This window comes from Flammeovirga sp. OC4, assembly GCF_000812565.1.
In the GTDB taxonomy this organism is placed as follows: Bacteria; Bacteroidota; Bacteroidia; order Cytophagales; family Flammeovirgaceae; genus Flammeovirga.
This window is the reverse complement of record NZ_JTAM01000002.1, coordinates 211,307-223,486: the sequence shown is the minus strand read 5'-3', so window position 1 is coordinate 223,486 and position 12,180 is coordinate 211,307. Positions and strand designations below refer to the sequence as shown.

Sequence of the window (12,180 nt, the reverse complement as noted above, 5' to 3'; positions counted from 1 at the left end):
AAAGCTCTTGTTTGTAGAATTTAAATAACAAAAGCAGGGAAACACATTGTATTATTGTTTAAATAAAGAAACTCATGAATAACAGTTTTTATTCCAGACTACTCCTCAAAACACTCCATAGACTTTCTAATGTTTTAAGAAAAAATGACGGTAGTGTAAATGGTAAATCACAAAGTACAGAAGCTATTTTGTATAAAGGGTTATTTCATGAAACCAAGGAGAGTCTATTTGTTCAGAATTATATTTTCTATCCAGATAATACTTTCAAGGTTGAAAAATATGAAATGAAATTTGAAAATGACATTCCAATGAATTACGAAGTTGTAGTAGACAATGGACAATATATAAACCAAGAAGATCGCTATACAAATACTATTCTTGAAACAGGATTTTCAAATTATATCAGAGAAGGAAACTCTTACAAAAACCTTCGCAAGGGAGTGATAAATAATAAAATCACTGAAATGGTTGATTTTGCAAAAGAGAAATACTCAGGGATTCCATGGGTGAATGAATACATCGATCCTATAGTTTTTGAAACAAGAATAAAAGCAACAGTGAATTAAGAGACCTACTATCTCAAAATCACATCACAACCTCTTTTATAATTTAACCTTATATCAATGTAAATCAATACATTACAATAAATGAAAAATGCTTTATATCCTTCCTAGATATAAAGCATTTTTTTTCAATGAAGAGAGTTAATCATTTTGTCTTGCTAGACTGAGGATACAACTTTTGTTTTGCTACTTCTAATTGGGCAAGCATGAGTTTGTCTAAGTAGCTTGAATTTTTGGTTGGCTTCATTGAAGAATTGTCATTTTTGTCAAATGCATCAAATTTCTTCATTCTGATAATTTAAATATTTGAGTAACCTTAAATAACTGTGTACCTGCAAACTAGAGATAATTTCTCATTTTTCAAAAGAAAAATAGTGAGAACGTACCTACAATACGTACTACAGAAATAGTTTTGAAGAATTCTAGTTCTTTGAATTAGAATGTTTTATCCGCATAAAAGCCATATTCCTATGAATATGGCTTTTTATTTACTTCATATTGCGTTGAATTGAAATTCAAAAAAGTCATAATTTCTTCATAATCATCATTCCTTCCTTCTCCTTTAATCATCTATTCTTCATATATGAACAATACCTAAATAATATTTGGATTGTTGTTTTGCACCATCAACGAATTTTCAATCTAGTACAACATGAAACATTTTTTCAAGCTATTGGTAATGACTATTTTAGTCTTATTATCAACTTATGTTAACGCTCAAAATTCATCTATTACAGGAGTTATTGTGGATAACAATGATCTCCCTTTAATTGGTGCAACTGTCCGTGTAATAAACCATGAACACCTTGGTTCATTGACTGATGCATCTGGTAAATTTATCTTAGTAAACGTACCTGAAGGAACACAAGAATTAGAAATTTCTTACTTAGGTTTCGAAACCTTAAAACAAAGTGTAGAATTAAAATCAGATCAAGAAGCTGACTTGAAAGTATTAAAAATGAAAGGTAGTATTCTTCTTGGTGATGAAGTGGTCATCTTAGGTACTAACCTTCAAGGCCAGGCTAAAGCACTCGGTCAACAAAAGAATGCTAATAATATTATGAACGTTATTAGTGCTGACCAAGTGGGTAAGTTCCCCGATTCAAATGTGGGTGACGCTCTTAAAAGAGTTCCTGGTATCACAATGCAATATGACCAAGGTGAAGCTCGATTTGGTTTGATCAGAGGTACATCTCCAGATTTAAGTTCAATTACAATCAACGGAGAAAGAGTTCCATCTGCTGAAGGAGAAACTAGAGCGGTACAATTAGACCTTATCCCTGCTGATATGGTTCAATCTATTGAGGTTTCTAAAACACTAACGCCAGATATGGATGCGGATGCAATTGGTGGTTCTGCTAACCTAGTATTGAGATCGGCTCCAAATGACCTACGTGTATCGGGTACTTTAGGTACTGGCTATAACTTCCTTTCTGAAAAAGCAATGTTCAACGGTGCAGTTGTTATTGGTAACCGTTTCTTCAATGATAAATTAGGTGTAATTGTAAGTGGCTCATACTTTGATCACAACTTAGGTTCTCACAATATCGAAGCAGAATGGGACAATGAATCTAACCCTGAAATGACTGACTTCCAAGTAAGAACTTATGATGTACACAGAATTAGAAGATCATTCTCAACTACTTTAGATTATGCTTTAGGTACTAACTCTAAAATTTATGTTAGTGGTATTTACAACCACAGAGATGACAGAGAAAATAGATACCGCTTAAGATACAAGGATATCGAAACAAACGATGACGGAACTTATACTGCCGAAATCAGAAGACAAACTAAAGGTGGTTTAGATGATAAAAACAATAAAAATACTCGTTTAGAAGACCAAAGAACTTACAATGTTACTTTAGGTGGTGAGCACTTGATCGCTAATCGCTTTAAGTTAGACTGGTCAGGAACTCTTGCTAAAGCTTCTGAAGAAAGACCTCACGAACGTTATATCAGCTGGAGACAAAAGGACGTAGTATTAACTCAAGACCTTTCCAATCCTGAAAAGCCAAATGTACTTGACAATGGTGCTGGTGCTGATTATACTTCTTTTGGGTTGAAAGAAATCACTGAAGAGTATCAATACACTGAGGAAATCGATAGAAATGCGAAAATCAACTTAGAAATTCCATTGAATAATACTCGTAACAAAAGTATCATCAAAATTGGTGGTCGTTATAGAGGAAAAGAAAAAATGAGAGACAACAGATACAATGAGTTTGAACCAATTGATGAGTCTCCATTTGACAACATGACGCTGCAACCTACAAAAGATCAATCAAGAGATCCATTCTTAGCGGGTGATCAATATAAAGGTGGTCTATTTACAGATCCATCTGCTCTTGGTAAGTACGACTTAAGCAATACTGCTTTATTCGATAAAACGGACTTACCCGAAGAGTACTTAGGAGGTAACTACAACGCAAAAGAGCAAATCACTGCTGGTTACGCCATGTTGAAACAAAGCCTTGGGACAAAATGGTTCTTTATTGCAGGTGCTAGAATTGAAAATACACAAGTAGATTATACAGGATACCAAGTTGAGTTTAATGAAGACGGTGATTTTGATCCAGATGCTTCTAAAACAATTGAAGGAACAAACAGCTATACAAACGTTCTTCCATCCATTCAAGCTCGTTACAATATCAATGAAAATACAATTATTAGAGCAGCTTGGACCAACACTTTGGCAAGACCTCGTTACTTTGACTTAGTGCCTTACCGTGAAATCAGCAGAGAAGACAATGAGTTATCAGAAGGAAATCCTGGTTTAAAACCAACAACTTCAATGAACCTTGATTTAATGGGTGAACACTACTTCAAATCGGTAGGTATCATTTCTGGTGGTCTTTTCCACAAAACATTAAATGACTTCATCTACAACTACCAAGCACGTAACTACACTGACCCTGTAAGCGGTAACGTTTACGATCGTTATTCTCAACCTCGTAATGGTGCAAAAGCGACTTTAACAGGTTTCGAATTAGCCTTCCAACGTCAATTGGACTTCTTGCCAGGTGTACTAAAAGGTTTAGGTATCTACACAAACTATACTTACACTGCTTCAGAAATTCAAGATCTTGGAATTGAGGAAAGAGAAGACGAAAAATTATCATTACCAGGTACAGCTCCTCATACGGTAAACGGATCGCTTTCATTTGATTCTAAAAAAGTAAGCTTTAGAATTTCATTAAACTATACTGCTGCTTACATCGATGAATTAGGTGACGAGGCATTCAAAGACAGATACTACGACCAACAATTATTCTTAGATGCAAATGCTTCTTATGCATTTACTGATCAATTAAGATTCTATCTTGAAGCAAATAACTTGCTTAACACTCCACTAAGATATTACCAAGGATCAGAGCAATATACTATGCAATCAGAATATTATAATGCGAGAGTTCAATTAGGATTGAAATTCGACCTTTCAAAATAATCTGAATTCCACTACAAATAGTCAAAAGATAGAGGTACGGTTTTTCAAACTGTATCTCTTTTTTGTTGAATTATTTTAAGATAATAAATCACTTTTTCTACCCTATTGTCCCCTGTATTACCCTTAGAAGTTTTAAAATTTTATTTATCTTAGGCAAAATTCTAGAATTGCTATCTAGCAAACTTTTTATGAGTGGTCAAATACTCATTCTGCTTCATTTTTTGATCGGGGGTCTAAATAATGTTATTAAGTAAATTAGAGATAAAAGGTTTTAAAAGTTTTGGTGAAAAAGTAACACTAAACTTTGACAAAGGTATTACGGCTGTAGTAGGGCCGAATGGTAGTGGTAAATCCAACGTAGTGGATGCGATTCGATGGGTACTTGGTGAACAAAGTACAAAGGCATTGCGTTCTGAAAAAATGGATAATATCATTTTTAATGGCACCAAAAGCAGGAGGCCATTACAAATGGCGGAGGTATACCTTACTTTTATCAATAATAAAAACTTACTCCCAACAGAATATACTGAGGTGACTATTGGTCGTCGTTTTTACCGATCAGGTGAAGGTGAATATTCACTGAATGGTGTCCCCTGCCGTTTAAAAGATATTCACGGTCTCTTCCTCGATACAGGTATTGGTTCAGATAGTTATGCCATCATCGAGCTAAAGATGATTGACGAAATCTTGAATGATACCCAAAATGCCAGAAGAACCCTTTTTGAAGAAGCTGCTGGAATTTCAAAATTCAAGAAAAGTAAAAAAGAAACCCTCAAAAAGCTTAAAGATACCGATGCTGATTTAGAGCGTGTGGACGATTTACTTTTTGAAGTAGAAAAAAATATGCGTTCGTTGGAGCGTCAAGCCAAGCAGGCTCAACGTTACATCAAACTTAAGAAGACCTACAAAGAGTCTAGCATTCAATTAGCCCTCAAAAAGGTAGATTCTCAAGCAAAAGAATTAAACGAACTGGCAGATAACATGACTGCCAAAAATGAAGAAAGAAACCTCACTATTAAAACTATTGAGGAACTGGAAGCTTCAATTGCTAAAGAGAAAAAAGAATCTATTGATAAAGAAACACTTTTCGCCTCTAGACAAAAAACTCTTAATGAGCACATCTTAAAGATGCGTCAGATAGAAAGTGAAAAGAGAATTAAAGGGGAAAGAAAACGTTTTCTGGAAGAAAAAAAGCAAACGCTGACAACACAATCTACTCTTGATCGTGAAGCGGTAGCTTTAGCTCAACAAGGTATTGAGAGTTTGCAAATTCAGTTGAATTCTATTGAAAGAATGGTCAATGAAACAGAAGCTGAATTATCAAAGACACAACAAGAACGTGATGCTCAAACAATGAAATCGGATGAACTCGAAGTCAGAACAAAAGAGTTTGAGCAACAGGTAAAAAATAAACAATCTATCATTTTTCAACTCAAACAAAAGGTTGAAATTAATGAAGTACAGCTTTCTGCACTCAAGCAAGAGTTAGAAAGAGCACATGTCGAATCTTCTGAGAAATCTTCAAGTTTAGCAGAGTTTGATACGCAGTTTGCTTCTTTAGAAGGTGAGCGACTCAGTGCTAGTATGCAATTTGAAGAAGTAAAAGAAAAACATGACCTCCACCAACAGAAAATTCATGACTGTAGAGAGGAATTAGAAACCATCAAAGATAGGTCTTCTGAAATTCTTCGTTCATTGGATGCAAAACGCAATGAACATACCTTGACAAAATCATTGGTGGATAATTTGGAAGGATATCCAGAAGCGATCAAATACCTCAAACAGGAAACGGACTGGGCCAAAGAAGCTCCAATGCTTTCGGATACGCTACATTGTGAAGATGGCTATAGAGTAGCCATTGAAGGTTACCTCGCTCCTTATCTTAACTATTTCGTTCTTGAAAATGAAGAGGAAGCTTGGAGAGCCGTAAACCTTTTGGAAGAAATGAAAAAAGGGAAAGCCAACTTCTTATTGTTAGATAAGTTTGAAGGGTATTCCGCTTCTCCTCGTAAAGCTATTGAAGACGCTATTTGTGCAATTGATGTAGTGGATTTTGATAATAAATATGCTTCACTAATTACTTACCTATTAGATGGTGTGTACATCGTTCATAGAAATCAAAATAACCTTCCTAAAAATGACAGTGTTATTTTGGTGACTAAAAATGGTAAAGCCATTCGTAGAAAGTCAGCAATTACCGGTGGGTCTATTGGCTCTTTTGAAGGTAAATCTTTAGGTAGAATCAGACACCTTGAAAACTTGACCGAAGAAATCACTGCTTTAGAAAAGGAAGCAGAAGAAATACATATTAAAAAAGTAGAGAAACAAGCTCTACACAAGGATTTACTTCAGGTCAACTTCTCCCATGAGCTGGAAAGTGCTCAGCATAATTTGCAAGTCGTTTCTCAAGAGTTGATTAAGATTAAAACGCAGAAAGAAGAATTTGCTAAATTCTTAGAGGCTAGTGCCAATAAAAAAGAAGAAATTCTTGAACGAATTGGTGACGCTGAAATCGCGATTAGCGAAGGAAAACCTCAACTGGAAGATGAAACGTATGCCATGGAATATATGGTAGAACAGTTGGAGGAAATGCAAGAGAATCTTACGATCGAAAAAGATAAAAAAACGGAATTTTCGAGTAAATACAATCAACTTCATATCAATTTCCTTCAGCAGGAAAACCAATACAATGGTTTGAGAAAAGAGATTGATTTTAAAGATGAAGAATTGGTAAAAGCTCAAAATAGAATAGATCAAAATATTGAAGAAATAGAAAAGGTAGAGCAAGATCTAATGCGTGCTGATTCTATGGATGAGGAAGGAGATCAAGAGCTCATAAAACTTGAAGAAGAAAAACAAAATATAGAACGAGGTGTTCAAGAGGCAGAAAAAGCTTACCAGGACGCCAAAGATTTGATTTCTGATACAGAAGTTGATATTAAACTAAAACAAGTTCACAAAGAGGAAATCGATCAAGAGCTTTTAAAAGCCAATGAGAGAATCAATGCATTACGACTTTCTTTAACGTCAGTAAAAGAAAAAATTGCTGTTGAGTTTGAAGTAGATATTGAACAAATGCTACTTTTCAAGCCTGATGCTGTTCCAGCCGAAAATAATGAAGAAGAAAAAGTAGAGGAAGAAGAAAATCCATACAAGGAAATGGGTATTGCTGAATTGGAACAAATCAGTGAAGACTCAAAAAGAAAGTTAGGTTCTTTAGGGGCTATTAATCATACAGCCATTGATGCCTTTAATGAAATCAAAGAAAGAAACTCATTTATTTTAGGGCAAAGAGAAGACCTCAACAAAGCCAAAGAACAATTATTACAGACCATTGAAGATATTGATGCTGTAGCTCAAGAAAAGTTCATGAAGGCCTTTGTGCAGATCCGTGAAAACTTCATGGAAGTCTTCAGATCATTATTTACCGATGAAGATAACTGTGATCTACGCTTGGCGGATGATAGTGATCCTTTGAATGCAAAAATTGAGATTTTGGCACAACCAAAAGGAAAGAGACCATTAACCATCAACCAATTATCAGGAGGAGAGAAGACGCTAACTGCAACAGCATTATTATTTGCGATTTATCTCATCAAACCAGCTCCATTCTGTATTTTTGATGAGGTCGATGCCCCATTAGACGATGCTAACGTTGATAAGTTTAATAAAATTATCAATAAATTCTCTTCTAATTCTCAATTTATCATTGTCACTCACAACAAGAGAACAATGTCGAGTACTGATGTCATCTACGGTGTGACCATGATCGAACAAGGTGTAACAACTGTAGTACCTGTTGATATTAGAAACACACCTCAATTGGATGCATTTACATCAAAATAAGTCCTTGATTACTAGAACATTTACTTCATAGATGTCCATATTTTAAGATTACGTTCATTAACGTACATTTACCAAATCACTTAATACCATATAAAACTCTAATTATGAGACACTTATATAATATTAAGTGATTTTTGGTATAAATGATAGTGTTGTAATTAAACACTCATCTTTAAAACATCATGAAACACCGAGTCTCACTTCTGTTACTGTTACCTCTTATCGTTTCTTTATTTTCATTCTCTCCCGTTAAATCCGATTTTCCATTATCATCAAAAAACGATACAACAAAGCAAGACAAGGAACGCAGAAAAGATAAACTCTCCGATGAATCAGAGTGGCTCTTTTATGCTGAGTCTGCAAAACAAAGAATTTTAAAAAATGAAAACCTACAAGATGCTCTTGAGCTGATTGATCAAAGTTTGGATTTACAAATCAATCCAATCAACCTAGAAATAAAAGGAGATTACTACACTAAAATGGGTGATTTGAATAGTGCTTTTGAGCAATATCAAAAAGCGATACAACTTTGTGTCTTTGACATTAAAAAAAGACATCAATTAAAATCGCTTCAAACAAAAGCTATCAGTATTAGAAGACTTTTGAGCTCAAAAAAACAAATAGATCAATGATATAATATCTTAGGTAAAAATTAAACCAAAACCATTATAAATGACTGAACCTTACCACTTTCATGGTAAGGTTCTTATACGATTTTCATCAGTAGTTTTGCCAGAATGAGGAAAAAGTTCCGACTAAGTTTAAAAAATCTTCGTAAAAGACAATTAATCCTTCGAAGTATTACAAAGATATAGAACTATTAATAATTATCAACAGATGAAATGTTAATTAACAAATAAATCTTAAAAATAGTTCTTCTTTTACACTTATAAATTAATTTTGATTGCTTTTCAGTGCTTCAATCAATTTTGGAACCACTTCAAAAGCATCTCCAACTACCCCATAATCAGCCGCTTTGAAGAAAGGAGCTTCAGGGTCTTTATTAATAGCGACTATCACCTTTGAAGAGTTTACCCCTGCCAAATGCTGGATAGCACCAGAAATACCAACAGCAATATACAACTGAGGAGCTACTTTGATTCCTGTTTGTCCTACGTGCTCGTGATGTGGACGCCAATCCATATCTGAGACTGGTTTAGAGCAAGCAGTTGCCGCTCCAAGAGTAGATGCTAAATCCTCTATCATTTGCCAGTTTTCTGGTCCTTTCATCCCTCTTCCCGCAGAGACTACTAAATCCGCTTCTGGTAATAAAATATCGCCTTCTTGCTTATGAACACCTACTCTTTTCACTCCGAAATCAGCATCATCAAATGCCACTGAAATTTCTTCTACAGGTGCATCCGAGCCTGTCTCTTCTAATTGCACTACATTTTTAGTAACAGTAAGCACTTTCTTACCTTCTGGTACTTCTACAAATGCATAGGCTTTGCCTGTAAATACACCACGTTTCACTACAAAACCATTAGAGGTATCAGGTAGTTCTTGTACGTTTGCAACAACACTTGCTCCCATTTTAATGGCTACTCTTGCCGCAACAGCATCAACTAAAGAAGAACGAGACATAATAACTACGTCTGTACCTGCTTGACCTGCTGCTTCTGCAATTAATTTGGCGGTAGCTGAAATTACACCATCGTTTAATCGTTCATCAGAACAGTGTAAAACTTTAGTAGCGCCATATTTACCAACTCCTGCTAATTCAGAAGCGTCAATGCTTCCCATTGCAACAGCTGTTACTTCACCTAATTTTGATCCATATGTTACTGCTTCTAATGAAGATTTCTTAATGACTCCATTGTCTGCCTCTATAAATACTAATACTGACATGTCTTTTGTTATTTTATGTGTTAAGTTGAGATAATAATGATTAAAGGACTCTAGCTTCGTTTTTCAACAAACCTACAAGTTCATCCATTTGCCCTGCATCGACCATTTTACATTCGGCCTTAGCTTCCGGTAATTCAAATGATTTGTAAGTAGTAACTCCTTCAACTCCTACAGGTTCTACAACTTGAAGTGGCTTTTTTCTAGCCATCATAATTCCTCTCATATTCGGAATTTTCCACTCTGCAATTGGTTCTTGACAACCTGCCACAAATGGCATTGTCACCTCAACATCTTCATGTCCACCTTCAATTTCTCTACTTAGCTTCGCTGTAGTTCCATCTACTTCTAACTTCATAGCAGGAGCGATTGAAGGCCACCCCATCAACTCACCCACTAAACCGTGAACTAGGCCTGAGTTATAATCTGAGGACTCACGTCCCATCAAAATCATATCATAGTTTTCAGATTTTGCATGCTCTACAATTTGTTGCGCCACAAATAATGAATCTGTAGGTGCTGCATTTACTCTTACGGCATTATCAGCTCCAATAGCCAATGCTTTTCGGATTGATGGTTCAGTGTCTGCCTCTCCTACATTAAGAACAGTAACAGTTCCGCCTGTAGCTTCTTTTATTTCTACAGCCCTTGCCAACGCAAAGTCATCATAAGGTCCGATGATAAATTGAACTCCGTTAGTGTCAAGCTTATTATCTGCAAACTTGATTTTAGTAGTGGTGTCAGGTACGTGACTAATGCAAACTAAAATTTTCATGTGTTGTGTTATTAATTGGTGATTACTTTCTGTGGTAGAAAGCAATAATTATCTTAAATTCTTTTATTGGTAGAGCTAAAATAGTATGCAAGCATAATAAATTGCAAGTTTTATTTAGAATAAATATAAAAGATTGTATAAAAAGTGGTTTCTCGATATAGTATTAAACATTTTCAAACACAAAAAATTATATTAACATATATATTTGTATCAATCGAAAACCATCGAATTCTGAAAAGAAGTTAAGAAGAATAACATTTACACTCAAAAAAAAATTCAAATGGGAATTGCAAAAAAAAGATTACAAACCGCGTTAGATGGGAATGTTGAAAAAATGTTGAACCAACAAGTTCAGCTTGAAGATCAATCTTCTCAATTTTATCTTTCATTTGCCTCTTGGTGTGAACGTGAGGGGTACGTAAAATCAGCAGAGTTTTTATACGATCATGCAGAAGAGGAACGTCAACATATGTTGAAGTTTTTTAAATATATCAATGCTGTAGGAGGTCATGCCTTAGCCGCTGAAATCACTACAGTACCACATGAGTTTGAATCGTTACGCCAAATCTTTGAACTAGTGCTAGAGCACGAAGTAAAAGTAACCAAGGCAATTAATGAAATTGTAGATTGCTGTTTTCAAGCAAAGGATTTTTCTACTTTCCAATTCTTACAATGGTTCGTTGCAGAACAACGTGAAGAAGAAGAAACAGCTCGTACAATTTTAGATGCTTTTGATTTAATTGGTGAGGATAGTCCACAAGGTTTATGGCTAATTGATCAAGAAATTGGTCGTATTGGACAGCAAACAGAAGAGGATCCATCTGCAGAAGCATAAAAATAAAGGTAGCTTACGAAAACAAAAATCGTAAGCTACCTCTGTTTTATTTATTATTTCGAGTGCATAAAGAGGCTTAAACCTCAGTGCTTTGTATCACTCTTATTCCTGAAACTTTCATATCTATGAAAGCATTCTGGACATCATTCGGTTTTAAGTTGACGCCTTTAGTAGCATCTTCAATCACAAAAGTTTTAAACCCGCAAGACACTGCATCCAAGGCTGTAAATTTGACACAATAATCAGTGGCCAGTCCAGTGACATAGACCTCCGTTACCTCTTTATTTTTCAAGTATTGACTAAGACCGGTGTCCTTTCTTTTTCCATTATCAAAAAAAGCACTGTAACTGTCTATACTAATATCTGTTCCCTTTTTATAAACAGCATCAATATGAGTAGTGTCCAATGACGATACAAATTCTGAACCTTCAGAGTTTTGAACACAATGTATAGGCCATAAAATTTGAGGAAGACCATCTAAGTCAATAATTTGCCCTAATTCTTTACCATCATGATTATCGGCAAAACTCAGGTGCTCCTCAGGATGCCAATCTTTTGTGGCTACTACAAGATCGAATTTTGATGATATTTTATTTATTGTTGGTATGATTTGATCCCCCTCTGGTACTTCTAAAGCTCCACCCGAAACAAAATCATTTTGTACATCAACAATTAACAATGCACGCATATGTAAGTTTGAATATTTTATTTTAATAATAAGACAATTTACAATAACATTTAAAAAAATGCACAAAGTTGTTATTAGAATAAATGTATCTATGTAACTTGAAATAGGTTTGTCACTTTACTATTAGCAAAATCATACCTAAAAGTAAAAACGACTACAACTATAAACGTAATTGATTCT

8 protein-coding genes are annotated in these 12,180 nt (G+C 34.9%); 5 read left to right on the top strand and 3 right to left on the bottom strand.

From position 1 onward, the window contains the following. The first annotated feature begins 74 nt into the window (after nucleotides 1-74). From PL77_RS02585 to PL77_RS02570, 4 genes are all read left to right on the top strand, one after another. Nucleotides 75-566 carry a hypothetical protein gene (locus PL77_RS02585; protein WP_044201348.1) on the top strand — a complete coding sequence of 164 codons (492 nt, stop codon included), beginning with the start codon at nucleotides 75-77 and terminating at the stop codon, nucleotides 564-566. 649 nt (nucleotides 567-1,215) lie between these two features. Further along, nucleotides 1,216-4,011, top strand: coding sequence for a TonB-dependent receptor (locus tag PL77_RS02580; RefSeq protein WP_052444113.1), 2,796 nt, complete (start codon nucleotides 1,216-1,218; stop codon nucleotides 4,009-4,011). A gap of 240 nt (nucleotides 4,012-4,251) precedes the next feature. Beyond that, nucleotides 4,252-7,857 carry a chromosome segregation protein SMC gene (gene smc / locus PL77_RS02575; RefSeq protein WP_044201346.1) on the top strand — a complete coding sequence of 1,202 codons (3,606 nt, stop codon included), beginning with the start codon at nucleotides 4,252-4,254 and terminating at the stop codon, nucleotides 7,855-7,857. Between the two features lie 182 nt (nucleotides 7,858-8,039). After that, nucleotides 8,040-8,489, top strand: a complete 450-nt coding sequence (locus PL77_RS02570) for a hypothetical protein (protein WP_044201344.1) — start codon at nucleotides 8,040-8,042, stop codon at nucleotides 8,487-8,489. 262 nt (nucleotides 8,490-8,751) lie between these two features. Here PL77_RS02570 and PL77_RS02565 read toward each other — a convergent pair whose 3' ends face one another. Continuing rightward, on the bottom strand, nucleotides 8,752-9,705 hold the full coding sequence (locus PL77_RS02565) for an electron transfer flavoprotein subunit alpha/FixB family protein (protein WP_044201342.1): 954 nt from the start codon (nucleotides 9,703-9,705) through the stop codon (nucleotides 8,752-8,754). A gap of 40 nt (nucleotides 9,706-9,745) precedes the next feature. Continuing rightward, nucleotides 9,746-10,477 (bottom strand): electron transfer flavoprotein subunit beta/FixA family protein, encoded by a 732-nt coding sequence (locus PL77_RS02560; protein WP_044201592.1) that lies wholly within the window; start codon nucleotides 10,475-10,477, stop codon nucleotides 9,746-9,748. Nucleotides 10,478-10,757: 280 nt separating this feature from the next. Between PL77_RS02560 and PL77_RS02555 the strand changes: the two genes are divergently transcribed. Further along, nucleotides 10,758-11,312, top strand: coding sequence for a ferritin (locus PL77_RS02555; RefSeq protein WP_044201339.1), 555 nt, complete (start codon nucleotides 10,758-10,760; stop codon nucleotides 11,310-11,312). A 76-nt stretch (nucleotides 11,313-11,388) separates the two neighbouring features. On the opposite strand, the gene pncA is transcribed toward PL77_RS02555, so the two are convergent. Further along, complete coding sequence (gene pncA / locus PL77_RS02550; RefSeq protein WP_044201337.1) at nucleotides 11,389-12,000, bottom strand: bifunctional nicotinamidase/pyrazinamidase; 612 nt, start codon at nucleotides 11,998-12,000, stop codon at nucleotides 11,389-11,391. Nucleotides 12,001-12,180: the final 180 nt, after the last annotated feature.

Bases quoted from the DNA above. Each gene is read 5' to 3' on its own strand.
- PL77_RS02565 (WP_044201342.1), bottom strand. From the start codon at position 9,705: ATGTCAGTATTAGTATTTATAGAGGCAGACAATGGAGTCATTAAGAAA.
- PL77_RS02560 (WP_044201592.1), bottom strand. From the start codon at position 10,477: ATGAAAATTTTAGTTTGCATTAGTCACGTACCTGACACCACTACTAAA.
- PL77_RS02585 (WP_044201348.1), top strand. From the start codon at position 75: ATGAATAACAGTTTTTATTCCAGACTACTCCTCAAAACACTCCATAGA.
- PL77_RS02570 (WP_044201344.1), top strand. From the start codon at position 8,040: ATGAAACACCGAGTCTCACTTCTGTTACTGTTACCTCTTATCGTTTCT.
- PL77_RS02555 (WP_044201339.1), top strand. From the start codon at position 10,758: ATGGGAATTGCAAAAAAAAGATTACAAACCGCGTTAGATGGGAATGTT.
- PL77_RS02580 (WP_052444113.1), top strand. From the start codon at position 1,216: ATGAAACATTTTTTCAAGCTATTGGTAATGACTATTTTAGTCTTATTA.
- pncA (WP_044201337.1), bottom strand. From the start codon at position 12,000: ATGCGTGCATTGTTAATTGTTGATGTACAAAATGATTTTGTTTCGGGT.
- smc (WP_044201346.1), top strand. From the start codon at position 4,252: ATGTTATTAAGTAAATTAGAGATAAAAGGTTTTAAAAGTTTTGGTGAA.